This is a genomic window from uncultured Campylobacter sp. (assembly GCF_938041645.1).
Taxonomy (GTDB): Bacteria; Campylobacterota; Campylobacteria; order Campylobacterales; family Campylobacteraceae; genus Campylobacter_B.
This window is the reverse complement of sequence record NZ_CALIST010000041.1, coordinates 1-24,663: the sequence shown is the minus strand read 5'-3', so window position 1 is coordinate 24,663 and position 24,663 is coordinate 1. Positions and strand designations below refer to the sequence as shown.

Genomic DNA, 24,663 nt, shown 5'->3' with positions numbered 1-24,663 from the left:
GGTGCGAAACAGAATTGTGATTATACAAGAGCGATGCTTAAAGGGGGCTGAATAAAAAAGATTTTAAACTAAATAAATTTTATGTTTGGAGCGTGCTACTACTTCGCCGATGATAGCGCTACTAGCGTAGCCTGCGTTTTTTAAATTTACAAGCGCTCGCGCCGCGTCCTTTTCCGCTACGGCAAGCAGAAGTCCGCCGCTGGTTTGTGCGTCGCAAAGCGCTATGTCCGGTTCGGAATCAATGTCCGGTACGATAAATTTTAAATTTTTATAGCTTCCGGCGGGGATCAGACCCTCATCAAGGCATCTGAGGGCGCTTTTTAAAAGCGGAATTTTGCTAGGATAAATTTTAAAACTTACCTTCTCATTTATCATCTCAAGCGCGTGTCCAAGCAGTCCAAAGCCCGTCACGTCCGTTGCGGCATGTATTTTTAAACCCGCTAGCGCGCCCACGGCATAAAAATTTAGCAAAATCATGCTCTCTACCGCGTCACGAAATTCTTCAAATTTAAGAAATTTCGCCTTAATAGCCGTAGCGATGATGCCCGTGCCTATGGGCTTTGTTAGGATCAGTAGGTCGCCTTCGCGCGCTGTATTATTACTCCAAAATTTACGCGGATTTACGCGCCCCGTGACGCTAAGCCCGTAATAAATTTCGGGAGTAGAGATAGTGTGTCCGCCCACCAAGACCCCTCCGCACTCTTTGATCTTGTCTTTACCGCCGCGCAGAATTTCGCGCAAAATTTCGTTTGAGAAATGACAATCGTCAAAACCCACGATGTTTAGGGCGTTTATCACTTCGCCGCCCATCGCAAATACGTCGCTTAGGGAGTTTGCTGCTGCGATCTGTCCGAAAATAAACGGATCATCCACCAGAGGGGTGATGAAATCGAGCGTTTGCACTAGCGCAAGATCGTCATTTATGCGAAATACGCTCGCATCTTCGTTGCTGCAGGTGGACGAAAGCAGGCTTGCATTAGGCTCGATTAAATTTCCAAGATTTTCGGTTAGACCCGCCGGGTCAAGCTTGGCGGCTCAACCGGCGGCTGCAATAAATTTCGTGAGGTTAAAATCTCTGTAGATCATAGTTTGATTACTTCGTATTTTGATAGGACGTCCATGATTTCGTATGCATTTGAAATCTCGCCGATCGAGAGCTTATCGACTAGTTTATAGCTCTCCAGACAGCTTCCGCAGCTTAAAATTTCAGCTCCCGCTTCGTTTAGCTTCTTAATCGCCTCGAAAGATTCGTGGCCGCGGTTCGTGGTTATATGCACGGCGTTATTTACGCAGATGACCTTTACGGGCTTTTCGTCTAAGTTTAGCGCCGCGCCTAAAAATTTAGCAAGCAGGCTCTTTCCGATCGGACCGCTTCCGCACTGCTCCTCGCTTAGGAATATCACCTTGCCTCTTTTTGGCGCCGTGACGTCACAATAAATATCGTCGATATTTGCATCTTTCAGCTCGTCCGTTTTTACGGTTTTTATAAGCGTGTCGGCGCCCGCTTGTGAAATTTGCGCCTCAAAGCCGTTTTTAGCCAAAAAACGTTTTATGTTTTCGCGCGGCGCTACGTCGTTTACCAAAATTTCTAAATTCTCTCCGATTTTTAGCTCGCCGAGAGCTTTTTTAGCGCGTAAAAGCGGTTCCGGGCAATTTAAATTGCGACAATCTAGTTGCATATGTAATCCTTAAAAATAAAATTCTTTGAACCTCAAAGCTAATGCGAGCCGTACGCAAGCAGGCCCGCATAAAATTTACCCAAGTTATAAGCGCGGGTACTTCGCTTCAAATTGCGATTTAGCGATCTGCCCTTTATCGAGCAGCTCGCGATACCAGTAGTGGTGAAGTACATAAACTTCCTCCTCCGGCTTGTATCCGTCGATCATCGAGTGGATGGCACCGCTGATCGCAAAGACCGCCATATAGATATGCACAAGCAAAAATACCGCGCAGACCGCGCCCAAAAAATTATGAATAATCGCGCTTGCTCTTAAAATTTCGATCTGACTCATACCTAGCGCACTTCTCATCGCAGGGATATCGTAGTCTAGGAAAAACATTGACGCACCCGTCGCTATCATCACTATACCGCCTAAAGTCGCGACCCAAAACCACGCCTTTTGGCCTGCGTTAAATTTACCCGCAGGGATCGCGCGCTTCTTTTTGCTTAAATAGCCGCCCACGATCATCATCCATTTGATATCGTAAGCTCGCGGTAGCATACGCCAAAACCACAGCAAGAACATCGGCACGACGGAGATTACAAACGCTATCGTAGCCAGTCCGTGAGCGTTTTTACAAAATCTCACGAAAGCGCCGCCGCCGAATTCTTCGCCAAACATCATAATCAAGCCTGTCGGAACCAAGATCGCCCATGCAACGGCCGCTACAAGATGGTATAGTCGCTCAAATTTATTAAACGCATAGATCGGCTTGCCCGCATGATGATCGAAGTGCTTCGGTCCTATGATCGCGTAGTGCCCAATAAAAGCTATGATTACGCCCAAAACCGCACCCAGCGCCAACCAAGCAAAAAAGCCCGAGCTTTGCAGATGTCCTTGAAATTGCAGAAAAATCGGACCGAAGCCATTGCCGTAGCTATCGATGTTTTCAAGCCTTGCATTGCCCCAAACATCACTATTTCCCTGCACGATATCGGCATATTTTTTCTCTTCGGCCTGCGCATAAATACAGGCAAAAAGCGCGAGAAACAATCTTTTCATGGATTTCCTTAGATATAAAATTCAAGCCGATTATATCATTTTTTGCAAAAAATTTTCTTACAAAGCAAAATTACATTTTTGCATTAAGTGCGGCGCTAGTTTCGCCGCGCATACTCGTCGTAGCCGAATTTTTTGATTGCCAAAACCTCTCCGCGCTCGTCCGCTAAGACGAGATCGGGCAGCTTGATGCCGTTAAAGGTCGTGTTTTTCACGATCGTGTAGTGGATCTGATCCTCGAAAATCACCCGATCGCCGATGTTTAGCGGCGCGTCAAATTTATACTCGGGCTGTCCGCTCTCAAGCCCCACGACGTCGCCTGCGAGGCAGGTGTTTCCGCCGAAACGATAGCTAAATTTACCGCTCTTACTCTCGCCGCGCACCGCAGGACGATACGGCATCAGAACGGTATCTGGCATATGAGCTTCAGCGGAAGCGTCTAAGATAGCGATTTTAGCGTCGTTTTCTACTATGTCAAGGACGCTAGCGACCAAATACCCGCACTCCCAACCGACCGCCTCGCCGGGCTCGAGATAAATTTCGACTTCGTATTTTTCGCGAAATTTTTTGATCAGATCTATCAGTAGCTCCACGTCGTAACCTGCGCGCGTGATATGATGACCACCTCCGAAATTTAGCCACTTTAGGGTTCTAAAATATTTGCCGAATTTCGCCTCGAAAACCTCGAGCACCCGTTCTAAGCTCTGAGCGCTCTCTTCGCACAGCGCGTGAAAATGTAGCCCAGAGATGCCGCGCAAAAACTCGCCGTCTTGCAAGATCGCCCGCTGCAGCGCTTCAAGGCTCATCCCGAGCCTGCTAAAGCTGCCGCACGGATTGTAAGCGTCTTTGGGCGCGAAGGAGGTCTGCGGATTTAGCCGTAGTCCACACGACGCACCCGCAGCGAGCGCCTTTGCGCGGTATTTTTGCCACTGCGCGGCGCTATTGAACACGACATGGTTTGAAATTTTTAAAATTTCATCCAAATCATCCTCTTTGAACGCGGGCGAGTATGTGTGAATTTCGCCGTTTTTGATAAATTCCGCGGCGAATTTCGCCTCGTGCAGACCGCTGCAAGTAGCGCCCCAGAGGTATTTGTCTACGTAAGGCATTGCGAAGCTAAACGCAAAGCCTTTTAGTGCACATAAAATTTTTGCTCCGCTTCGCTCGCCTACGCCGCGTAAAATTTCTAAATTTTTTACCAGTTTTTGCTCCTCGCACACGTAAGCGGGGGTCGAAATTTGATCGATTTTCATCGTTTTCCCTCATTAAATTTTTACGCAATTATATAAAATTTTATAAATTTTTGGTTAAAATCGCCCAATCTTTAAAAAAGGACAAAAATGGTAGAGATAGAATTTTTGGGGCCGATCGGGCGCGAGCCCCTGCGCCTAAACGCAAACTCTTTGCAAGAGGTAAAAGCGGAGTTGCAAAAGGACGAAAGTCTGCGCGAGTGGCTTGCAAACTGCGCCGTAGCGGTAAACGATAAGATGATTTATGATGCGAATTTTGCACTTAAATCCGGCGATCGCGTGAGCCTTCTGCCTCCCGTTTGTGGCGGTTAAGCTTAGGAGGCGGCGATGAGCGAAGCTAAATTTAATCCAGAACTTTTAAGCGGGATCGAGCCTGAAATTTATGAGGGCAGCTTGGATGTAGATGCGATTTTATCGCGCTGGTATGCTAAATTTAAAGACGCAAATTGCGGCGCGTTTATCACCTTCGTGGGCATCGTGCGCGAAGAGGGCGGCATCTGCGCATTGAGCTTCGATATCTACGAGCCGATTTTGCGGACGTGGTTTGAAGCGTGGCAGCAAAAGGCCGCGGCACAGGGCGCATTCGTGCTTTTTGCACATTCAAAAGGCGATGTGCCGATCCACGAAAGCTCCTACGTCGCAGGCGTCGTAAGCCCGCAGCGCAAGGTCGCTCTGGCGCTCATAAACGAGTTTGTGGAGGATTTCAAGGCGGCCGCGCCGATCTGGAAATATGACGTAAAGGGCGGTAAAATCGAAGGCGGCAAAGTAGTAGGCGGGAAGAGGTTCTACGCGGCGGATCGCTCGCAGAGGGTAAGAGGCGCGGGGCTTTTGGGCTAAATTTATTATTCGAGTCTTAATTCAAAACCAGTGAATTTGCGTTTAAGTCGTTTTATAATTCTATTATGGATTTGATCTTATATTTCCAGTTATCAATAAATTCTATTTTATCTTTTAAAACACATGAATCGGTAGGTAGCCACCCATCTGGCATCCACCTACCGAACTTTTTATTATAATACTTCCGTACTAACCTTTTCTTCCTGTCATTATACAAGCTACACCATATCTTATATCGGGGGCCTTTGCAACCGACGTTTCTCGCATTTTTTATATCTTTGCAAGCCGTTTGCCAGGTAATATATTTTTTATCATACTCTGACGCTGCCTTGGAATAATCCGGCTTAGTTTTTCTAGGAAAAATTTCAACAATGAAATAGTTAAAATTGATTCTTCCGTCGATTCTGCCGCGAATATTGCTCTCAATGATATCAATCCACTTACCAATTGTGTTTACGCTTTTCACCAAATCTCTAGTAATAAGAACTGCAGCGGAATTACCATTTCTAATATAGCTAATATATTCTGCATCATATTTATGATTATTTACAACATTATCAGCCATTGTTTTTACTCCATATAAAATTCCGTTATTGCAAAATTTACTTAAAAATCTACTCAAACGAAAATATTAAAATTTAAACACGTTCTTGGCTTCAGCGATGCGCTCGCCAAGGTTCGTAGCGGTATCTTCGCCACTTGCTGCGCACCTAAAGATCGGTTCAAGCACCTCGGCAAAGAAGCCGTTTAGCCCCTCTTGCATGATCTGCGCGCCACTTTGATAGCGCGCGAGCCCCATAAATACGCCGTGTCCGATCGCACCCAAGTCCTTTGCCTCATCGGCGATAAATTTATTCAGCGCCTTGCAAACCGCAACGACCGCGCTTGCATTTACGATTTCGCGATCTCTTAAATAATCCTCAAGCGCGCCGTAATCGCACTCGCATCTGATCCATCTAAACGCCTTTGCAATCGACGGCGAAACGCATTTATGCTCACTTAGAGTGCATAGGACGTATAAATTTTTAGGCACCGCAAAATATGAGCGGCCGTCCTTTAAAACGACGCTTGCGCGCGCTTTCTCGCCCTCTTCAAAGCCGTCGATTACATGGGAGTTTTTAGTGCGGATCAGCGAAAGCTCGTCTTCCTCGTCGTAGCGACGATCCAAAAGCACCGCAGCCTCGCCAAAAATTTTATCCAAGCTCGCAGCACTTGCATTGTCGATCAAAAAATAATACTCGCCCTTCGGATCGTTTAGCGCCTCTTTGCACAGCGCCTTAAACTCGCCGCTAATGAAGCTTTCGCCGTAAAATCCGTCGATGAAATCGCGGTATTCAAAGCCTTCGTGCAGGCAAACGTAGCGAAAATTTTTCGCCGCAAGCTTCTTTTCGGTGATCAAAGATCGCAATCTGCGGGTCTTGCCGGTACCGATCGCGCCGTAAAATATCGTATTTTTCGCGACCTCTTCGCTTTTGTAGTTTTTGACGTATTCGAAAAACAGCGACGAATACACGATCCTAGCCGCGCCCACGACGTCCTGCGGATACGGGGTAAATTCCGCGATAAATCGCGAGCTTACTTCGTAAAATTCTTCAAAAATTTCAACCTTTTCGTCGTAGAGCAAGGATAAAATTTGCGCGGTTTCATCGCGATAAACGAGCGTCGGAAACTCATCGTTGCACTGCGCAAATATGCTGGCTAGCAGATAGAGCTTCTTGCGCGAAATTTGCGCAAAATCGCCGCCTTCGGCAAGCCCCAAATTTAACATCCCGTCGTCGCTTAGGTAGCTGTCGATCAGATAGAAATTATCGGCATTTATCGCGGATTTTAAAAATTCCATCAGCACGAAGGGCTGATTATGCAGCGCGACGTCGAAAAAATCGATCGCCAAAGCGCTATCCACCGCCGTAAGAAGTCTGTAAAGCTCGTCGTAAAAATTGACTAGCTTTTGTTTGAAAATATCGCGAGCGGTGCGCTCCTGCGAATAGCTATTGAAATTTTTGACGATATTTTCGATGAAAACATAAAGCGAGACGATGTTTTTATCCTCGCCGCTAAGCACGCTATCTACGCTTTTTACGGCATTTTTAGGAAACAACTCCTTTTTGCCGACGATACGGTCTTTGAAAGCGAAATCATAATAAAACGCGCTAATATTGGAATCAAAAAACTGATCCATAAAGAAATACTCGGCGTGCGCGAACTTCTCGCCCAGAGATAAAATTTTGCAGCTTCTAAGATTGCCGTCGCTGAGATTTATATATAAAGTTTGCAAAAACTCGTTCTCGGTCTCATCAAAGCTTGCGAGGCAGCGCTTTATCTCGCCTAAATACTTTGAAATCGCGGTTTGTTTTTTAAGCCAGAATTGGTTTTTGTTGTGATTTTTCCAGCTGGCGACCAGCGACTCTATCTTTTCCTTGCTAAAATCTTGCATGACTCATCCTTGAAAGATTAAAATTGCGTATTGTACTTGAATTTAAATAAATAATTAATAAAACTCTGATTTCGCGGCGGAGCGCGAAAGCAAATTCTATTAAATTTACACGCCCGCGGCGGTAGGAAATTTTAAAATTTACTGCGCGCTAGATCTATCCGCGACCCTGCACCAACGGGACGAATTCGCAAGCGCCGAGTTCCTCTTCTTTGATCTCGGACGGCGAAATTTTACTAAATCTAACGATCTTTTGCGAGCCGCCTCTATTCATCGGAGCGACCAAAATTCCGCCGATTGCCAGCTGCGCAAACAGCCGCTCATCGATCCGCTCGGCGCACGCAGAGAGCAATATCCTATCAAAAGGGGCGAAATTTTTCCATCCCGCGTTGCCGTCATCGTGGCGCAGGCTGATGTTTAAAATCCCAAGATTTGCGAAGTGCCTTTTCGCCTCGCCCACCAGCCGCTCGACGCGCTCGACGGCAAAGACGCGGTGAACCATCCTGCTTAAAATCGCCGCTTGATAGCCGCTACCGCAGCCGATCTCTAAAATTTTCTCGACCTTCGGATCCACGTTTAGCGCCATCGTCATACGCGCGACCGTTAGCGGCGAGCTGATCCACTGGCTTGCCAAAATGGGCTGTGCGTTGAGGCTGAAAGCGTGCGCGCCCAGCGGAGCAAACTCGCTTCTAGCGACACTGCAAAACGCCTCAAAAAGCGCGGGATTTAAGCTAACCTGCTCGACGATGTCGTTCGCCATCTTTTCGCAGCGCAGCCGCTCTAGCGGGACCATGACGCGCTCCCGCTCGAACCGGCTCTAAATTTAAAGCCGCAAAAGCTTTTGCTATGTTTAAATTCCAAACCGATAGAGCTTTTAAAAATGCCGCCAAAGCGCCCATTCCGCGCCAAAAGAGCATGAGCTGCGTTTAAATACATAGCGCGGCTAAATTTTAAAAATTTTGCAGGTAATACGCTTTCTGCGCTCATCGCACGTCCGTACCGCGCAGGACAAGTTTCTGCAAAGTATCCGTACCGCGATGCGGCAAAGCAAAATTTAAAATCGCAAAATCCGCTAAAAATCATCGAAACTCAAGCTTCCTTTGCTGTAGTTCGTGACCTTGCTCTCGAAAAAGTTGCTCTTTTGATCGTTAAATTTAGAAAAATCATCTACCCATTTTATCGGGTGTTTAGCACCGTATCGCTTCTCAAGTCCAATGGCAAGCAGGCGCTGATCGACCAGGTAGTGGATGTATTCTTCGATAATGTCGTCCGTAAAGCCCATGATTTGATTATCCGTGATGTATTTGCCCCAATCGATCTCTAAGTTTCCCGCCGTCTCGAACATCTCGTAAATTTTATCCACGTTGCGCTTATTAAACAGATCGGCGCGCTCCTTGCGGACGGAATTTATCATGTTTTGAAATAGCAGCAGATGCGTGATCTCGTCGCGCTGTATGAAGCGGATCATCTGCGCACTGCCCAGCATCTTGCCCGCACGAGCAAGCGCATAGATCGACGTAAAGCCGCTGTAGAAGTAGATCCCCTCTAAAATTTGATTTGCCACCATCGCTAGCAGCAGCTTATCATCGCTAACCTCGCCCGCAAGCTCCTCATAGACGCTTGAGATATAGTCGTTTTTCCTGCGGAGCATATCGTCGTGCTTCTCCATCTCGTAAATCAGATCGGTGTTTTCACAGATCGCCTCGACCATGACGGCGTAGGATTTGCTGTGGTTGGCCTCCTCGTAGGCTTGGCGCGCAAGCACGGCGTTGATCTCCGGAGCCGTGATGTAGGGGTTGATATTATCGGCAAGATTGTTGGTCTGAAAGCTATCCATAGATATCAGCTGGCTCCACACGAGATCGTACATCCGCTTCTCGGCGCTTGTGAGATTGAAGTTATAATCGCGCACGTCGTCCGTGGTATCGACCTCTTTAGGAAACCAGGTGTTGGCCTCCATCAGATCCCAAAGCTTCAGCGCCCATTGATATTTCGCCTTGGTAAAATTTAAAATGCCCTGCGGATTGCCGCCGAAGACCTTGCGATCGGTAAGCGTCTCGTCGGAAAAGGGGTTGTAGATTTTTTTTCTATCCATTTTTTGCCTTTTTAAAAATTTAGGGCGTATTGTAACGAAAAAAATCTTATCGAAGGCTTTGCGGGCAAAATTTAAAGGCGTGAAATTTCACCCGTAAAATTTGCGCGGAATTTTATAAGACGCGCACAGCTCGGCAGGAGCACATAGCGGAATTTTGCGACTAAGCGAGCAAAAGCTAAATTTTATACCGGCTGTATACTTGGAGCTTTGAAATGAAATTTTATGGCAAAACTTTGGGGTAAAATTTTATGATGGAGGAATTTTATGATGAAATTTTAAAGGCATGCGGTGCGATTCCATCTATTTACTTTTCGCCAATGCCTGCAGTAAGCACCATTGCGGCAAACGGCGAGGCGGAATTTTATCGAGGCACAATATACGCCGGACAATGCGCGCTAGATAAAATTTCATCGCGCTCATCGCGGCAAGACACTCGTGGCGGCGTAAATTTAATCAAAATTTCGAAGCTCTATCTTTAGCTCGGTACGAATTTTACTCGGATTAAAGCTCGCAAGCGGCGCGCTTAAATTGCCGAAATTATCGCCGGTAGGCAGGAAGTTTTGCAGATAATAGACGCCGCGGTAGCCCTCGCTCCATAAAATTTGCGCCATCTGCTCGACCTTCGCTTCGTTTAAAAAATCGGCGTGCACGGTCGTGCGCACCTCAAATTTAAAATTTCGCCGCAGCAAAAGCCTAAGAGTTTGCAAAAATTTATCGTATAAACTTGACTTCGTGATGAGCTCAAAATCCTGCCGCGGCGCCTTAAAATCAAGCGCGACATAATCGATCAGCCCTAGGCTTAGCGCCTCTTCGATCTTTTGCGGATTTGAGCCGTTGGTATCAACCTTGAGCAAAAAGCCGCGCCGCTTAACTTCGTGCGCCAGGGGGATAAAATCGCTCGCACAGGTGCATTCGCCGCCGCTAAACACGATGCCCTGAAGCTTACCCGCGCGCGCATCCAAAAAGCGCAGAAACTCTTCGTTTGAAATTTTACCCCGTGAAGTAACGATTTGTGGGTTGTAACAGTAACTGCAGCGCATATTGCAGCCGCAAAACCACGCGATCGCGGCGATGTGATCAGGAAAATCAAGCATCGTAAACGGCGTGATCTCGTAAATCTGCGCATTATGCAGGTTTAAGGCTTGCGGCGGCTTCGTATGCGTTTGTTGCATTTGGCCGGTAGCGGCGACTAGGCGATCTGCTTTTTGTCTTTTTTCTCTTCAAAAAAGACGCGCTCTTTGTGTTCGCCCTTCTTTCCGATATTAAAGCTCTCTACTGGGCGTAAATAGCCCATTACTCTTGTGTAAACGACGCATTTTGTGCGTTTTGCTTCTAACTCTTTTGGAAATTCCATTCTCCATCCTTTCATTAAGATTAAAATTTAAATCGCTATTTAGGCGCCCTTGCTCTGCTTGGCTTTGTATTCCGCGAGTAGCTCCTCGTCGCATTTCGGGCAGTATTCATGCTCGCCGCTGATGTAGCCGTGCTTATGACAGACGCTAAAAATCGGCGTGATCGTGATATAAGGAAGCTTGTAGTTTTGCACTACGCTTTTTACGAGCTGTTTGCACGCCTGAGCTGAGCTGATGCGCTCCTTCATATACAGATGTAGCACCGTGCCGCCGGTATAGGAGCTTTGCAGCTCATCTTGCATCGCCAGCGCCTCGAACGGATCGCTTCCGAAATTTGCCGGAAGCTGCGTAGAGTTGGTGTAATATATGTTTTTATCAAATCCTGCTTGGATGATATCTGAGTAGCGCTTCTTATCCTCTTTGGCGAAGCGATACGTCGTGCCCTCGGCAGGCGTGGCTTCGAGATTGTATAGATTGCCCGTGCGCTCCTGAAACGAGCGGATCTTCTCGCGCAGATACTCAACCATTTTAAGGGCAAATTTACGCCCGAATTCCGTCGTAATATCCTCTTTATTGCCGCTGAAATTTCGTATCATCTCATTTGCACCGTTGATACCGATGGTGCTGAAATGGTTATTAAAGCCCGGCAGATAGCGCTTCGTATATGGATACAAGCCGCGCTCGAACATCTCGGTAACGAATTTTCGCTTCTTTTCAAGCGTTGATTTAGCAAGCTCTAAAAGTTCATCCAGCCTCGCATACAGCGCCTCTTCGTTATTTTTATACAGATAGCCTAGGCGGGCTAAATTTATCGTTACGACGCCGATGCTTCCCGTCATCTCCGCGCTTCCGAAAAGTCCTCCGCCGCGCTTTAGAAGCTCGCGCAGATCGAGCTGCAAGCGGCAGCACATCGAGCGTACGGCGCCAGGCTTATACGCCTTTGGATTGGGTACGCGCTCGCCCTTCTCGTTCGTGATATATTGCGAGCCGATAAAATTTTGAAAATAGCTCGAGCCTACCTTGGCGGTGTTTTCAAATACGGCGTCGGCCGCAGGAGTATCCCAATCAAACTCCTCCGTTAAATTTACCGTAGGAATCGGGAAGGTAAACGGCTGACCGCACTTATCGCCCGTCGTTAAAACCTCGTAAAACGCGATCACGATGCGGTTCATCTCAGGCTCGAAATCGCCGTAAGTCAAAGCCTCGAGCGAGTCCTTACCGCGCCTTTTAGCCTCCGCCAAAAGCTCCTCGTCGTGTAAATTTTTAAATAGATGCTCGTTGTTATGCGTAGGGATCTGCGTTTTTAGATCATCTGGGCAGGTCATATCGATGGTGACGTTGGTAAATGGGCTCTGGCCCCAGCGCGCCGGAACGTTTAGGTTAAACACGAAGCTCGTGATCGCCTTTTTGACCTCATCGTCGCTTAATTTATCGCGGAAAACGTATGGCGCCAAATACGTGTCAAAGCTGCTAAACGCCTGCGCGCCCGCCCATTCGCTTTGTAAAATTCCAAGGAAATTTGCCATTTGATACAGCGCTTCGCGGAAATGCTTCGGCGCCTTGCTCTCGACTCTGCCGCGCACGCCGTTAAAGCCCTCGTTTAGAAGCACGCGCAAGCTCCAGCCCGCGCAATACGCCGTAAGGCAGTCCAGATCGTGGATGTGATAGTCGCCGTTTCGGTGAGCCGCGCCCTCCTCGCGAGAGTAAATTTTATCGAGCCAGTAGTTTGCGATGACCTTGCCGGCGGTGTTGTTGATCAGGCCTGCGTTTGAGTAGCTGGTATTGGAATTTGCTAAAATTCGCCAATCCTGCTTGCTGATGTATTCATTGACCGTCTGAGTGCAGTTGATATAGGTCGTATCCTCTTCAAGCCCCAAAATGTGCTCGCGCTGCATCTTGTGCGTGTGGCGGTAGATCATGAAGCTTTTCAAAACGGCGAAATCGCCCGCTTCGAAGAGCTTTTTCTCAATGAGATCCTGAATATCTTCGACGCTTAATTTATCCTTGAAAACAATCGCGCCCATTACGTTATCGAAGACTTTTTCGTCAAACTCGGTACCGACGCTTTTGTAGGCTTTTTTGATAGCATCTTTTATTTTGTAGGATTGAAATTCTTGAAAACTTCCGTCTCTTTTAATGATTTTTTTCATAAGCACCCCGAGAATTTTCTGAATAAATTGGCAGAAAGTATATCAAGGAATCTTTAACTCAAAATTAAAGGAACGAGCGGAATATCCGTTACAAATTTTGCTTATAAAAAACGAAATTTAACCAAATCTCGCTATAATCGCGGAGTTTATTTTATAAAATTTGGAAATGCTATGAAAAATTTTAAAATAAGTTTTTTCGTGATCTTGCTGTGTGCCTTTTTAGCGGGCTGCGCTGCGCTTAAAGGCTCTAAAAGCACGGATAATTCGGCACTTGCAGGAGGCATCGATCACGCAGGATATCCAAACGCATATCTGGAGCGCATCGCAGGCGAAAGCATCGCCGATCTACTCTCGAAGCGCATAGTCGGTAAGAAAGGCGGTAGATTCAGCGTCGTCGGCATCGAGCCACTGGATGGAACGAACGCGCACGGCGTGGATGCGGAATTTTTGAGTAAAAAAATTAGAATTTCACTGCTGCATTCAGGCAAAGCAGTCGTCACAGACGCCCCAAGTAAAGATGAACTCGTATTTAGCAACGATGGTGTAAGCCGTGGCTATCACGCCGTAGAAAGCGGCTCGATCTACGCGCCGGATTACATCTTGGTAGGTAAAATTTTACCGCAAAGCCCCGCTGTGGCAAACGACGGTAAGGCAGGATCTAAAAAATCAAAAAATTTAAATTATGCAGCTAAAAATTCTACCGCGCAAGCAAGCGAAAGCCTACTTTTAGAGCTTTCGATGATAGATACTCGCAACAACAAAAGCGTGTGGAAATATAAAAAAGCGCTTCAAAAGCAAATTTAAGGAATTTTTCGCTAAACTCACGATTCATTTTTTTGAAAGGCGGTGAGGAAAGTGCCTGGAGTAAAGGTATATCCGAACGAATCATTTGACGAAGCTTACAGACGCTTTAAGAAGCAGACCGATCGTAACCTAGTCGTTACCGAGGTTCGCGCGAGACGATTTTTTGAGCCGATGACGGAAGTCCGCAAAAAGCAAAAAATTTCAGCTCGCAAAAAGATGCTTAAACGTCTTTACACGCTACGTCGCTACGAGTCACGCTTGTAGCAGTTTGCGCGGATTTGCGGATTTTAAATTTGCAGATCTGCGCGAAATTTTATCTCACATCTTTTTAAATTTACAGCCCGCTTAAAATTTTACCCGCCCCGACAGCGCCGAAATTCCACTTTAAAATTTTAAAATTTACCTAATTAAATTTACCCGCCTTTATACGGCGCCTGCTTTATACGACATATCCGCCCGCAAGCCGCTAAATTTTGAAATTTATTTTTACCTATTCGTTTTTTAGATATACTTTTGCTAAATTTTAAAGGAGCAACCATGGACTTAAACGACTACCTCCACACTCAAGATCAGCAGCCTTCAAACCCTCAAGAAAAAGAGGTAGCGCTCATCAAATACACCTTCATCGCGGCCTGCGCCTTAAAAGCTATAGCCGAACTGGTGCTATTGCTATTAGGAATTTACGGCGGATTGGGAGTGCTACTAAGCGCAGCGGCATTCGTGCTTTTTATCTTTAGCATTTATAATATCTCTAAGCTTACCGCAAGCCGCAGCCTTTTGCGTAACGCAGCCATCGCCTTTGTAGCAATATTTATAGGCGTATTGCTATTTATATTTTTAGCGGGCGGCATCATCGCTCAAATACTACTTGCATTGGGATTCATCGCATCGTTTCTGTTTTTTTATAGATTTTATCAGGAGCTTGCCGATACTAGCGGAGTTGCGATATTTTCATATTGCTTTATCGCGCTTGTACTTGCAGCTATTGCAAATGCGTTTTTGGCGCGTTTTTCGCTGCCTGCTACGGTGCTGCTCAGCTTAGCGGCTCTTGCGCTTAACGCTTTTGCTATATTCAGCGTAGAGGGTTTTTCTCGTTCGTATTATTCTTATGATCTTAGAGGCAAGAGATAAATTTTGATTGCTTGATCGGCTGATAAAAAATCGGCAGAGAGCTAAATTTTTAAAATTTCAAATCAAGGAGCAAGCCGTGGTCTATTTCAAACACATATTTCTCGCGCTGTTTTGCGGGGCGCTGTTTTGCGGCGTACTTTACGGCGAAAATCCAAATAAAATTTCAAAACAAAATTTTAAATCTGACTTCATCTGGGGCGTTACGATCGACGACGGCTGGTACGAGGACGCGCAAGACGCCTCGGACGCGAAGCTGCAAAGCATCGTGCGCGCCCTGCAAGCCCTACCCGCAAAGCCCACCGTGCGCGTCGTGATGTCAAAAGAGATCGCTCCGCGCGAGTATGAGCCTCTTTTTAGGCGGCTTAGCGAGGTTTCGTACGTGATGGCCTGCCCCGTGGACTCCTACGAGATGAGCTCGTACAAAAGCGTGAAAAGCTACGAAAAGAGGTTCACGGACGCCTATGCTGCGCTTGCGCCTTACGTCGCGATCTGGGAGATCGGCAACGAAATAAACGGCGAGGGCTGGCTCGGGAACGATGCGAATTTCATCGCCGCCAAGATGATCGCGGCCTTCAAGCTTATCCACAAAAAAGGCGCTAAGACGGCGCTTACTGCGTATTATACGCCGCCGGGGGCGCAAGATACGGAGATGCGCGAGTGGCTGCGAAAATTCGTGCCGCAGGATATGAAAGATGGGCTGGATTATCTTTTCGTAAGCTACTACGAGGACGACAACGAGGGCTTTGCGCCTGATTGGAGCGAAATTTTTACAGATCTGCAAAGCGCCTTTCCCGCTTCGAAGCTCGGCATCGGCGAGTGCGGAAACACGGCGGCGGATGCTACGCAAGCGAGCAAAAAGGCGATGATGAGGCGGTATTATACGATGCCGCGCTATGTGCAAAACTACGTGGGCGGGTACTTTTGGTGGTATTTCGTGCAAGACTGCGCCAGCGGAACGGAACCCGGCGCTTCAAACGGTAAAAATCGCGGCACGCGCAACAAAGCAGAAGCCGCGGACAAACTACTAAAAAGCCTTAGCGAAGCAATAGGCGAAGCGTACAGATAATACGCGGAGGATTTCAAATTTAAAGCAAAATTTTACGCTTTTTAGGTGCAACGAGGTAAAATTTGGACATGAAAACTTTTATAAAAATTTTAAAAATTACCGCCTTGGTCGTGAGCGTTGCATGCGTGCTTTTTGTGCTGTATATATTTGTGATTTTAAATTTGCTTTTTTCATCCGATACGCCCGAGGGTTGCGATCCTAGTATGCCCACTAGCGCTTGCGATTATATCGATGAAAAATTTGAAAAAGAGCTACAAAATTTGCCTCCAGTCGCCGCTCTGCCGTCCTTAGACAAAAGGCCTGTGTTTTGGCTAGGCAAAGGCGATTTTGCAAAGGGAGCGGAGTTTGATTACCTATATATCAAGGACGAATTCGGAGTTTGGCTTAGATACAAAGATAATGACAGCGACGACTTTTTGCTACAAAAAGATATGCCAGAGCGCTACTATGGATACGACGAGATTGATCGTTCGCCGGACGAAAAGTGGGTGAGTAGAGAGCTTGGATATTATAGCTACGGCATCTACGATATTTCGCTTTTTGAAAACGAAGCCAAGATATTTTCTCAAACGGCGTATAAGGTCGTGAGGAAATTTATCGGTTTCTTTAATCTACACTCTATGAGAGGTACCTCCTTTGCAGCTCCGCAAGGCACCGAGGAAAATTTAAACGCTATAAGCGAGCTTCAAACTCCGCTTGCGGATTTTCCGCAAAAACCGAACTACTCTGCGCTTGGTTGGGCTGATAAACCAGAAGCCAAAGGCTATGTCGGAGATGAAATAGCTAAAAAGCTCGCTCGCAATGTCTTTGAGATAGAGGGCGAGGGCTGGCGACAGACCATCCGTATAAACAGTCGCGCTAAAGACATAAAGGTAATCTGCGGAGATGAAATTTGCCTCGCGCTTGCCTTTGATGAGAGCAAAATCAATAGCTGCGATAACGGCGCTGCATCCACGAAAATTTATACGCTAAATTTAAAGCAAAAATTTAATAATTTTCATACGCTTACTAGTAGGAATTTTAACTACGTCAAGCTCGGCGATAAGTATACTTTAGACGATGTGGAATCCTTTAAAATAGTTTTATCAAGATTCAGATATATCGAGGGGTATAACAAAGGTCGCGAGATCACGGACTACGAGGTTATCTTGCGAAATAGCGAGGGCGAGCAGGTCAATGAAATCTGCAGAAACGAAATTAAGAGGGCTCGCAGTCGCTTGCGATAAATCTAAGATAGCGCTGCAGGATTTGGCATATAAGATCGTGATTTCGGCGTGCTTTAATTTAGCTTTTAAAATTTATCGCACGGCTTAGGTTTATTTTATCCGCGCCAAGACAGCGAAATTTTTAGGGCGTCGCGATAACTAGGCGCAAGATAGCGAAATTTCACAAAGCTGCGGCGAACAAGATACGCAGAGAATGCACGCAAATTTCAAATTTATCTGGATTTTTTTGCCCACTCGCCAGACGCCTAGCACAATTATTTAGCCACAATTCCTCTCGCTCGCTTTACTTTCCGCTCGTCTTACGATTTGCTCGTCTTGATGGCTATTGAACTTTGCCGAAGCTACTGCGCGCCCTTTCGCAAAACTGCACGACATATCGTATTGTGCCCATCGCTCGCAGATTTTGCAGCACATGCGCGCGATAAAATTCCGTAGCGCAGGCACTTTCAATAAATTTTGATTTAAAAGCGCAAACATAGAGGCGATTTAAATTTAAAGCTCACGTGCTCCACAGCTAGCCTGCGAGCGCTCTGCCCGCGAGCAGCCCAGCGTAGCAAAACAGCATACAAACGCATACGCTTAAGACCGCGTTTAGCATGCCTATAGCAAATTCTCGCGCCAGCAATAATTGCAGCGTATCGTAGCTGAACGTAGAAAATGTCGTAAAGCCGCCCAGTGCGCCTGCTACAAAAAATACCCGCAGGCTCTGCGTTAAATTTAGTGCGAGTAAAAACCCTATCAGCAAGCTTCCCAGTGCATTCACGCAAAAAGTAGCGATCGGAAACGCGCTCCAAAATCCGGCGCGGTCCATTGCGCGCGCGATCGCTCCGCTTAAGCCTACTCGCGCCATCGCGCCTACACAGCCGCCTAGCCCAGCTAAAATCAAGTTCGTCAATCCAAGTCCTTTTAAAATTTGTAAATTTTATTTCGCTATCTAGCCTCCATAGGACGAAAGATGTGCGACTTCGCTATTTTAACGCGGCACGTTAAAATTCAGCTTTTAAAATTTGCTCGCGCTTTTTGAAATTTCGTTTTAAAATTTTACTAGCGCGACGGAATTTTACAGAGTAAAATTCCGCAAGGCAGATTAGAATTTCGCCCAGTAGAATTCCGCATCGCTGCGGAATTTAAAATTTAAAAGCAAATTTAAAATTTGCGGGAGCTACTCCTCTATCTTTTTACCTGCAAATCGCACAAGAGCCCACGTAACGGCAAGCCCCATCGGCAGCGCGATCCAGACGCTAAGTCCTAGCGCTACGGGAAGATAGCCCGCTACTACGGCGACCGCGCCGACGGATAGAGCGTAAGGCATCTGCGTCTTTACGTGTTCGATATGATCGCAGCCCGCGCCCATCGACGAAAGGATCGTGGTGTCCGAAATCGGCGAGCAGTGATCGCCGAAAATCGCGCCGGTTAGCACGCCCGAGATATTTACGATCATATAGGCGTGAAGCGCATCGCCCGAAAGCCCGTAGTGAAGTCCCACGGCGTTTGCCAAAGGTATGGCAAGCGGCATTAAAATTCCCATCGTGCCATAGCTAGTGCCCGTCGAAAAGCTAATGAACGAGCCCAGCACAAAAATCGCTACCGGAAGCAAAAATTTCGGCGTATTTTGACTTAGCATATCGACTAGATAGCGCGACGTGCCGAGCTCCTTAATGACGGAGCTGAGCGACCAGGCAAGCAGCAGGATCACGATCGTAACGATCATCGTCTTCCACCCCTTGATCCACGTAGAGATCGCCTCTCTGATGTTAAAAATTTTGCGGTAAACGCTCATAAATATAGACACGACCGTAGCAAGAAGCGCCGCTTGAAAAAGCGCGACCGACGAGTTTGCGTTGCCAAACGTTGCCTGAAGCGTCGTAAAGCTTAGCGGAGCGGCTTTTGCGGCCGCGAGGGCATCGCCCTCAAGCTTGCTTAACCCGCTAAAATAAAAGCTCGCAAACGCACCGCAGATTAGCACTATAAGCGGGATAACGGCGTTTGAAGCCTGCGGCTTGATCCCCTCTTTGGGCTCTAGCGTTTTATCTTCTAGCTCGGCGATGTTAGAATTTTTAGAGTGGATTTCGCCCGTCGCCGCGCGCCTTTCGGCAGAGAGCATCGGCCCGAAATCTCTACGCATGAACGCTACGTAAACTACGAAAGCGAGCATGAAAAGATTGTAGAAGCGATACGGCATGGTTTGTACGAAGATCGAGAAGGCATTTACGTTTTGCACGCCGATCTGATCATATCCCGCTCTTATCAGAGAGACTTCGAGCCCTACCCAGGTAGAAATTAGCGCGATACCCGCAATCGGTGCGGCGGTGGCGTCGATGATAAAGGCGAGCTTTTCGCGGCTGACTCTAAATTTATCGGTGATCGGCCTCATGACGGGGCCTACGATCAGAGCATTTGCGTAGTCGTCGAAAAATACGAAAAGACCCATAACCCATGTCGAAATTTGCGCTGAGATACCCGTTTTAGCGCGCTTGCTAATCCAAAGCGCTACGGCCTTCGTGCCGCCCGTCCTGCTAATCAGAGCGACCACGCCGCCGATACAAAGTACCTGCAAAAGCACGCCCGCGTTGCCTTTGCTAGCCATCGAGCCCACCACGCGCGAGACCAGATCCGTAAAGCTGCCCACAAGCGCGGAGATCGGATTGTTGCCGACGACTGCAAGCATATAGGTGCCGCTAAAAACGCCGATGAAAAGCGACAGGATCACCTCTTTTGTGATAAAGGCAAGCGCGATCGCCACGACGGGCGGCACCAGCGTCCAGATGCCGAAAAGCTCGGCATTATGCTGCCTGGTCGCGTCATCCACCGCAAACGCGGCAACCGATAAAAACATTAGTAATATAATTTTTTTCATTTTCTCGCCTTAAAATTTAATGCTTCTCGATAAAAAGCCCAGCCCAGCTCTGCTGCGTCGCCATCGCCTCTACGATGTTGATATTTACTCGGTGCGGCATCGCTAGGCAGCTTAGCACGATCTGCGCGATATCCTCGGGCAGGATCGCATCGACCCCCTCATACACGGCCGCAGCGCGCGCTACGTCGCCTTTAAAGCGCACCTGGCTAAACTCGCTCTTACAGATTCCCGGCGCGATCTCCGTCACGCGGATGCCCGTGCCGCGCAGGTCGTTGCGGATATTGCGGCTAAACTGCTTGATAAACGCCTTGCTCGCGCCGTAAACGTGGCTACCAGGATAGGGCCACGCGCCCGCAGTCGAGCCGAGATTGAAGATATAGCCGCTTTTGCGCGCGATCATCAGCGGTAGCACGGCCTTGGTCGAATACAGCACGCCCTTGATATTCGTATCGACCATCGTCTCCAAATCCTCTACGGGCGTCTGCGCGATCCCCTCAAGCCCGAGCGCGAGCCCTGCGTTATTTACGAGCACGTCCAACTGCGATCCTACCGCGCTTCCAACCGAAGAAATGTCGTCAGGATTTCTCACATCCAGTTTAACCGGAACGATTTCTCCATTGCTCTGAATCTCACGTGCGGCTTCGTTCCCCGATTCTAAATCACGACAGCCGAGATACACCTGGAATCCTTGCGCAGAAAACTGGCGACACACCTCTCTGCCAATACCACGATTACCTCCGGTAACGAGTGCCTTCCTTATCGTCATTCTCTCTCCTCGGGACCAATCACCCAATTTTCATCGACCACGATCCTATGATTATACCTCTCCTCACAGATCGGATGCAAGGCTGCAATAAATTCATTGACTCTGCCGCTACTGAGCGCATCATGCGCCACATTCGGAGACCGGAATCTAAGCGCATGTACAACATCGAGAGGAGCTTCGCCAACGCTGTAAACCGCATCTCGCGTGAAGTAGTGAGCATAACTAACGAGGCCGAACAGCTGTCCAGCAGCTTCAGACGCCCTTATGCGAGACTCTTCCCGAAATTCATTCAAAGACATCCCCGACAATCGCTTGCCGAGAACAAGCAACTTTACAACACCAGTCTCTGGTTCTTCACAGTATTGAAACCGTTCGCTATCCTCAGTGTCCAGAACCAACGAACGCCAAAATGCCGCCCAGTTTGGTTCATCAGCACGAGCGCCCTTGATGAACTCTTCCGTTTGCAGGGAGGCAATTTGGTCCTCGTCGTTACGAAGCCAAATTTCAGCCACTCCGTTCCACAAAGGAGACTCCGACTGATCTAACTTCGGCAGCCTTCGGCCTATCTGGTATTTTTTGATCTGAGGAATCTTTGAGGCAAAATTCACGGCATGGACGTTGAGCCAATATTCCTGAAACTGCTTTTCAGTAAGTCCGGGCCTTGGCGCTGCAAAAATGAACTGATGAATCATGATAGAACTCTCCTAGTGATTTCTTGTGTTGGACTGCAAATGTTCGATAATAGTGTGCGCGAACTTCTGGCACTGAGCACCGGATCTCCCACTAATAAGATTCCGATCGACTACCACATCCTCGTCTACATATACAGCTCCCATGTTTCTCAGATCGCCTAAAAGGTTATTATGTGCCGTCATTTTTCTGCCGCGAAGAACCCAGGGCATTGGAGTCATAAGCAATGCTCCATGACAAATGATGCCTTTTAGTACGCTCGGGTACGAGAAGGCGCGAGCAAGGAATCGAGTCGCTGGCGGAGCAATTTTTGGGTCCTCAGTATAACGTAGTCTATCCGCAACCATTCCAGACGGAACTATAATTGCACTATAATCGCGTATATCGTCATCACTCAAGTCTTCGAATGATTTGCTGCAACGTCGTTCAAGACCATATTCATGCCCTCGGAACGACAGTTCTGAATTCCCCCATAGCCTAGTTACGAAATCAAGCTCAATATTTTCTTCTTCGAATCGCCTCTCATAATAGAACAACTCCGGTTCGTAAAAATCACTCTCAAGAAGTACGGCCACTTTCATGATATATTCAACGCCTTTCTAAATTCGGGATTACTAGATCGATCAAATACGGTACTTTTGCTTCGAAGGCGCGTTTAATACTGCCGCGAAATTGCGCCGGATCTGTGACAACTTCACCGTCTCCTCCCATCGATCTGCAAGCCATCACATAATCTACAGATGGCTCAGTCAATCCAAAGGAGGATGGGACATTTGACGATATATCCAACGCCTGCGTCATTCGATACTGTTCGAAATTATCTTTTAGTAGCTCGTACGCTCCATTATTGCATACGACGACTACCAAGGAGATATCCAGATGTGAAGCGGTCCATAGAGCCTGTAGCGTGTACATAAAGCCGCCATCCCCCGTGATAACAACTACGGGACTAGAACCGACAGCAAGTTTCATGCCAACTCCGGAGGGGACACCAACACCCAAGGAGCCGCCTCTTGTTTGCAGCCATCTCCCTGGTGACGTTGGCAGCACTTCAAAGAGCGGAGCAGACGACGTTAACGCTTCGTCAAAGTAGACAGTGTCTGGAGGCGCGATTTGAGCGACAGTTTGACCAAACTGAGTCAGGTATCTACTCCTTTCCGACGAAGAATACTCTACCTTTCGTTGTTCTCTGAGATCCGAGTTAACCGCGATTACTTCATCGTTTCGCTGTTTCCACTTGCCGGTAGGCTCCCCTAACTCGTGTAGTAAGGCTCGTAGGCCAGCCTTGGGGCTACATTGAATTCCAATGTCAACAGGAAAATTTTTTCCGATCTGGTCTATATCCCAATCAATATGAATGATCCTATTTACATCAGACAGGCATTCTGGACTAGTGTCTGGATACACTTCTGGGAACAAATACGTGCCTACGACCAACAACGTATCACTGCCCTCAAGTAATTTCTGACTTGTGCTACCGAACATGTGCCCGAGATCGCCGCGATAGTGCGGATCATTTGCAGGGAGGTTGGGGGCAGACCAGTTGCATCCCCATACTGGCGCCCCTAACACATTTGCAATCTCCGATAACTCAACTTGGGCTGAGGCCGTCGACACTCCGTCACCAGCGATGATCGCCGGCGACCACGAGTGCTTTAATAAAGCCGATGCATAATGGATAACATCAGCGTCGGGCATACCGTTTTGGTCAGGAACTACGCTAGGTACAACGACTTCTCGATTAGTCGCATCCATGACGTCCGCGGGAAAATTCACCAGGACTGGTCCCCGTGGATGTGCGAATGCTGTCTTGATAGCCCGTCGAACTGTACGAAGTACAGAATCCGGATGCGTAACGCGGGTTGCCCATTTAGTAACAGGCGCTGCCATTGCTACGAGATCAACTGCCATCTGTGCTTGAAGATTGTCATACTGAAGACCTGCATCACCCACCAAAATTAACATAGGAGTGTGCCCACGCAAAGCCTGATAAAGCATCCCGATACCATTACCCAATCCAACTCCAGAATGGAGTTGAACGACACCAAGGTGTCCGGATTTTCTGGCGTATCCATCGGCAATACCAACTGCGCTCGCTTCTTGGAGCGTAAGTATGTACTCGATATCTGGGCAACGGTCAATGGTGTCAATCCACCCTTGTTCAACAGTACCAGGATTGCCAAAAATATATTTTACACCATCGCTCTGTAGCTGCTCGACCAGCGCATCGCATCCGCGTCTCATGCCGACTGCACTCCCATGAATCCCCATTGCCTCAAGCCCGTTCGGAGTACCTCGACCAATTTTTGGCCTGTTAAGTATGAATCGGGTGTCGATCGACCGGTAATGAATGGATAATCGACGATTACTGATGTAACGTGCCCGAATCTCCCATGGTAGCCACCGTTTGGTCCAGTCGCATCGCGAAGAATATACTCCAACGGATATGGTGGTGGCCCCATTACGAAGTCGGTACCCATAAATCCGGTACCGTCCTGGTAGTCATACTCGATGCAGTGCCCGGTGACATGTTTTCCCTCAATAATACTCCGACGCTCGAGCGGATCACGAGCAAAAGCAAGCGCGGCGACGCCGTAGCATTCTGCAGCAACCGGAACATTGGCCGATACAAATCCTAGGATAATTTCATGAATCCTGTAGTTGTTTACTACATCAATTATTGGACCAGACCCGCCAACCAATAGCAAGGCATCATACTCGTGAGTGAGCCGCTTGACAGTCTCATCCACCTCACTTGTATATTGCTCATAAGCACGGAGCCAGTTACTTTCACTCCGATATGGGCGCTCAGGCAGCAACTCCTCAATATTAATCGGCTCGTCCAGCACGCCTCCAGAATCGATACTACGGACTTTTTCGGCCATAATCGAGCTCGTAACAGGTCGTCCAAGAGGCGGATCAATATATCCAGGGTCCATGCTCACTGTGATTGCCGGAGGCTTCCTTCCGTGAGGCGTAGCATAATCGAGATCGTATCCCGCTCCTTCCAATACCTCCATAGGGCCAATTAGCTCTTCGCCCCAATAACCAAATTCGCTCAAGATTACCAAAATCTTATTTGTAGCCGACACTGCTTCCATCCCTTACGTTTTAGATATGTTCATAGATAGCGGATAAAATACTTACGTAATGTCAGACTTTGAGGCTTATTCATAGGGTGTAGGTGAATATGAGTCCGAGGACTGCGGTGATGGTTTCCGGGAAGGTTTCCGGTGGTCTTCTGTAGCCGGTGTGCAGGACTCTCCAGGTCTTGATGTTGGCGATGAC

Annotated in this window: 24 protein-coding genes and 1 pseudogene; 8 read left to right on the top strand and 17 right to left on the bottom strand. The window is 47.7% G+C overall.

What is annotated here, in order from left to right; genetic code table 11:
* Positions 1-63: 63 nt before the first annotated feature.
* From selD to nspC, 4 genes are all read right to left on the bottom strand, one after another.
* Positions 64-1,083, bottom strand: a complete 1,020-nt coding sequence (gene selD / locus Q0600_RS06485; protein WP_298758305.1) for a selenide, water dikinase SelD — start codon at positions 1,081-1,083, stop codon at positions 64-66.
* Complete coding sequence (gene yedF, locus Q0600_RS06480; RefSeq protein ID WP_298758302.1) at positions 1,083-1,679, bottom strand: sulfurtransferase-like selenium metabolism protein YedF; 597 nt, start codon at positions 1,677-1,679, stop codon at positions 1,083-1,085. Before yedF ends, selD begins: the two co-directional genes overlap by 1 nt.
* Positions 1,680-1,763: 84 nt before the next feature.
* Positions 1,764-2,723 (bottom strand): formate dehydrogenase subunit gamma, encoded by a 960-nt coding sequence (locus Q0600_RS06475; RefSeq protein ID WP_298758299.1) that lies wholly within the window; start codon positions 2,721-2,723, stop codon positions 1,764-1,766.
* A gap of 95 nt (positions 2,724-2,818) precedes the next feature.
* Positions 2,819-3,973 carry a carboxynorspermidine decarboxylase gene (gene nspC, locus Q0600_RS06470; RefSeq protein ID WP_298758296.1) on the bottom strand — a complete coding sequence of 385 codons (1,155 nt, stop codon included), beginning with the start codon at positions 3,971-3,973 and terminating at the stop codon, positions 2,819-2,821.
* A gap of 87 nt (positions 3,974-4,060) precedes the next feature.
* Here nspC and Q0600_RS06465 point away from each other — a divergent pair, with 87 nt between their 5' ends.
* Together Q0600_RS06465 and Q0600_RS06460 are read left to right on the top strand one after the other, a co-directional pair.
* Positions 4,061-4,282 carry a MoaD/ThiS family protein gene (locus Q0600_RS06465; protein ID WP_298758293.1) on the top strand — a complete coding sequence of 74 codons (222 nt, stop codon included), beginning with the start codon at positions 4,061-4,063 and terminating at the stop codon, positions 4,280-4,282.
* 15 nt (positions 4,283-4,297) lie between these two features.
* A complete protein-coding gene (locus Q0600_RS06460) occupies positions 4,298-4,807 on the top strand; it encodes a molybdenum cofactor biosynthesis protein MoaE (protein ID WP_298758290.1) in 510 nt (169 codons plus the stop codon).
* Positions 4,808-4,859: 52 nt separating this feature from the next.
* On the opposite strand, the gene Q0600_RS06455 is transcribed toward Q0600_RS06460, so the two are convergent.
* The 4 genes from Q0600_RS06455 to Q0600_RS06440 form a co-directional block, all read right to left on the bottom strand.
* The gene (locus tag Q0600_RS06455) at positions 4,860-5,372 is read right to left on the bottom strand and encodes a hypothetical protein (RefSeq protein WP_298758287.1); all 513 of its coding nucleotides are present in this window, start codon (positions 5,370-5,372) and stop codon (positions 4,860-4,862) included.
* A 66-nt stretch (positions 5,373-5,438) separates the two neighbouring features.
* Entirely contained in the window at positions 5,439-7,241 is a 1,803-nt protein-coding gene (locus Q0600_RS06450) for a hypothetical protein (protein ID WP_298758284.1), read from the bottom strand.
* Between the two features lie 154 nt (positions 7,242-7,395).
* Positions 7,396-8,031, bottom strand: a complete 636-nt coding sequence (locus tag Q0600_RS06445; protein ID WP_298758281.1) for a protein-L-isoaspartate(D-aspartate) O-methyltransferase — start codon at positions 8,029-8,031, stop codon at positions 7,396-7,398.
* A gap of 279 nt (positions 8,032-8,310) precedes the next feature.
* Complete coding sequence (locus Q0600_RS06440) at positions 8,311-9,333, bottom strand: ribonucleotide-diphosphate reductase subunit beta (protein WP_177387058.1); 1,023 nt, start codon at positions 9,331-9,333, stop codon at positions 8,311-8,313.
* Between the two features lie 248 nt (positions 9,334-9,581).
* Between Q0600_RS06440 and Q0600_RS06435 the strand changes: the two genes are divergently transcribed.
* Complete coding sequence (locus tag Q0600_RS06435; RefSeq protein WP_298758278.1) at positions 9,582-9,812, top strand: hypothetical protein; 231 nt, start codon at positions 9,582-9,584, stop codon at positions 9,810-9,812.
* On the opposite strand, the gene Q0600_RS06430 is transcribed toward Q0600_RS06435, so the two are convergent.
* Together Q0600_RS06430 and Q0600_RS06425 are read right to left on the bottom strand one after the other, a co-directional pair.
* The gene (locus Q0600_RS06430; protein WP_298758275.1) at positions 9,783-10,505 is read right to left on the bottom strand and encodes an anaerobic ribonucleoside-triphosphate reductase activating protein; all 723 of its coding nucleotides are present in this window, start codon (positions 10,503-10,505) and stop codon (positions 9,783-9,785) included. The two genes, Q0600_RS06435 and Q0600_RS06430, sit on opposite strands and share 30 nt — an antisense overlap.
* Positions 10,506-10,522: 17 nt before the next feature.
* Positions 10,523-12,835, bottom strand: a pseudogene (locus tag Q0600_RS06425) (ribonucleoside triphosphate reductase).
* A 171-nt stretch (positions 12,836-13,006) separates the two neighbouring features.
* On the opposite strand from Q0600_RS06425, the gene Q0600_RS06420 reads away from it, so the two are divergent.
* From Q0600_RS06420 to Q0600_RS06400, 5 genes are all read left to right on the top strand, one after another.
* The gene (locus Q0600_RS06420; protein ID WP_297945361.1) at positions 13,007-13,639 is read left to right on the top strand and encodes a hypothetical protein; all 633 of its coding nucleotides are present in this window, start codon (positions 13,007-13,009) and stop codon (positions 13,637-13,639) included.
* Between the two features lie 51 nt (positions 13,640-13,690).
* Positions 13,691-13,903, top strand: a complete 213-nt coding sequence (gene rpsU, locus Q0600_RS06415) for a 30S ribosomal protein S21 (protein ID WP_005869392.1) — start codon at positions 13,691-13,693, stop codon at positions 13,901-13,903.
* 273 nt (positions 13,904-14,176) lie between these two features.
* A complete protein-coding gene (locus Q0600_RS06410; RefSeq protein ID WP_297917711.1) occupies positions 14,177-14,770 on the top strand; it encodes a hypothetical protein in 594 nt (197 codons plus the stop codon).
* Positions 14,771-14,846: 76 nt separating this feature from the next.
* A complete protein-coding gene (locus Q0600_RS06405) occupies positions 14,847-15,836 on the top strand; it encodes a hypothetical protein (RefSeq protein ID WP_298758273.1) in 990 nt (329 codons plus the stop codon).
* Between the two features lie 68 nt (positions 15,837-15,904).
* Complete coding sequence (locus Q0600_RS06400; protein WP_298758270.1) at positions 15,905-17,062, top strand: hypothetical protein; 1,158 nt, start codon at positions 15,905-15,907, stop codon at positions 17,060-17,062.
* A 514-nt stretch (positions 17,063-17,576) separates the two neighbouring features.
* Here Q0600_RS06400 and Q0600_RS06395 read toward each other — a convergent pair.
* The 7 genes from Q0600_RS06395 to Q0600_RS06365 form a co-directional block, all read right to left on the bottom strand.
* Positions 17,577-17,957, bottom strand: a complete 381-nt coding sequence (locus Q0600_RS06395) for a CrcB family protein (protein WP_298758268.1) — start codon at positions 17,955-17,957, stop codon at positions 17,577-17,579.
* Between the two features lie 267 nt (positions 17,958-18,224).
* Positions 18,225-19,919 (bottom strand): Na+/H+ antiporter NhaC family protein, encoded by a 1,695-nt coding sequence (locus Q0600_RS06390; RefSeq protein WP_298758266.1) that lies wholly within the window; start codon positions 19,917-19,919, stop codon positions 18,225-18,227.
* Positions 19,920-19,935: 16 nt separating this feature from the next.
* A complete protein-coding gene (locus Q0600_RS06385; RefSeq protein WP_298758263.1) occupies positions 19,936-20,685 on the bottom strand; it encodes an SDR family NAD(P)-dependent oxidoreductase in 750 nt (249 codons plus the stop codon).
* Positions 20,682-21,377 carry an EthD domain-containing protein gene (locus Q0600_RS06380; protein WP_298758261.1) on the bottom strand — a complete coding sequence of 232 codons (696 nt, stop codon included), beginning with the start codon at positions 21,375-21,377 and terminating at the stop codon, positions 20,682-20,684. The genes Q0600_RS06385 and Q0600_RS06380 overlap by 4 nt, the downstream gene beginning before the upstream one ends.
* A 12-nt stretch (positions 21,378-21,389) precedes the next feature.
* Complete coding sequence (locus Q0600_RS06375; RefSeq protein WP_298758258.1) at positions 21,390-21,956, bottom strand: DJ-1/PfpI family protein; 567 nt, start codon at positions 21,954-21,956, stop codon at positions 21,390-21,392.
* Positions 21,957-21,963: 7 nt separating this feature from the next.
* Positions 21,964-23,646, bottom strand: a complete 1,683-nt coding sequence (locus Q0600_RS06370; protein WP_298758255.1) for a thiamine pyrophosphate-binding protein — start codon at positions 23,644-23,646, stop codon at positions 21,964-21,966.
* Positions 23,616-24,476 carry a type 1 glutamine amidotransferase domain-containing protein gene (locus tag Q0600_RS06365; RefSeq protein WP_298758248.1) on the bottom strand — a complete coding sequence of 287 codons (861 nt, stop codon included), beginning with the start codon at positions 24,474-24,476 and terminating at the stop codon, positions 23,616-23,618. The genes Q0600_RS06370 and Q0600_RS06365 overlap by 31 nt, the downstream gene beginning before the upstream one ends.
* Positions 24,477-24,663: the final 187 nt, after the last annotated feature.

What these genes read in the sequence shown, in the direction of transcription:
- Q0600_RS06430 (WP_298758275.1), bottom strand. Translation starts at nt 10,505, where the DNA reads ATGCAACAAACGCATACGAAGCCGCCGCAAGCCTTAAACCTGCATAAT.
- Q0600_RS06375 (WP_298758258.1), bottom strand. Translation starts at nt 21,956, where the DNA reads ATGAAAGTGGCCGTACTTCTTGAGAGTGATTTTTACGAACCGGAGTTG.
- yedF (WP_298758302.1), bottom strand. Translation starts at nt 1,679, where the DNA reads ATGCAACTAGATTGTCGCAATTTAAATTGCCCGGAACCGCTTTTACGC.
- Q0600_RS06465 (WP_298758293.1), top strand. Translation starts at nt 4,061, where the DNA reads ATGGTAGAGATAGAATTTTTGGGGCCGATCGGGCGCGAGCCCCTGCGC.
- Q0600_RS06410 (WP_297917711.1), top strand. Translation starts at nt 14,177, where the DNA reads ATGGACTTAAACGACTACCTCCACACTCAAGATCAGCAGCCTTCAAAC.
- Q0600_RS06365 (WP_298758248.1), bottom strand. Translation starts at nt 24,476, where the DNA reads ATGGAAGCAGTGTCGGCTACAAATAAGATTTTGGTAATCTTGAGCGAA.
- Q0600_RS06380 (WP_298758261.1), bottom strand. Translation starts at nt 21,377, where the DNA reads ATGATTCATCAGTTCATTTTTGCAGCGCCAAGGCCCGGACTTACTGAA.
- Q0600_RS06450 (WP_298758284.1), bottom strand. Translation starts at nt 7,241, where the DNA reads ATGCAAGATTTTAGCAAGGAAAAGATAGAGTCGCTGGTCGCCAGCTGG.
- Q0600_RS06385 (WP_298758263.1), bottom strand. Translation starts at nt 20,685, where the DNA reads ATGACGATAAGGAAGGCACTCGTTACCGGAGGTAATCGTGGTATTGGC.
- Q0600_RS06445 (WP_298758281.1), bottom strand. Translation starts at nt 8,031, where the DNA reads ATGGTCCCGCTAGAGCGGCTGCGCTGCGAAAAGATGGCGAACGACATC.
- Q0600_RS06420 (WP_297945361.1), top strand. Translation starts at nt 13,007, where the DNA reads ATGAAAAATTTTAAAATAAGTTTTTTCGTGATCTTGCTGTGTGCCTTT.
- Q0600_RS06390 (WP_298758266.1), bottom strand. Translation starts at nt 19,919, where the DNA reads ATGAAAAAAATTATATTACTAATGTTTTTATCGGTTGCCGCGTTTGCG.
- Q0600_RS06460 (WP_298758290.1), top strand. Translation starts at nt 4,298, where the DNA reads ATGAGCGAAGCTAAATTTAATCCAGAACTTTTAAGCGGGATCGAGCCT.
- nspC (WP_298758296.1), bottom strand. Translation starts at nt 3,973, where the DNA reads ATGAAAATCGATCAAATTTCGACCCCCGCTTACGTGTGCGAGGAGCAA.
- Q0600_RS06400 (WP_298758270.1), top strand. Translation starts at nt 15,905, where the DNA reads ATGAAAACTTTTATAAAAATTTTAAAAATTACCGCCTTGGTCGTGAGC.
- Q0600_RS06475 (WP_298758299.1), bottom strand. Translation starts at nt 2,723, where the DNA reads ATGAAAAGATTGTTTCTCGCGCTTTTTGCCTGTATTTATGCGCAGGCC.
- Q0600_RS06455 (WP_298758287.1), bottom strand. Translation starts at nt 5,372, where the DNA reads ATGGCTGATAATGTTGTAAATAATCATAAATATGATGCAGAATATATT.
- Q0600_RS06440 (WP_177387058.1), bottom strand. Translation starts at nt 9,333, where the DNA reads ATGGATAGAAAAAAAATCTACAACCCCTTTTCCGACGAGACGCTTACC.
- Q0600_RS06370 (WP_298758255.1), bottom strand. Translation starts at nt 23,646, where the DNA reads ATGGGGATTCATGGGAGTGCAGTCGGCATGAGACGCGGATGCGATGCG.
- Q0600_RS06435 (WP_298758278.1), top strand. Translation starts at nt 9,582, where the DNA reads ATGATGGAGGAATTTTATGATGAAATTTTAAAGGCATGCGGTGCGATT.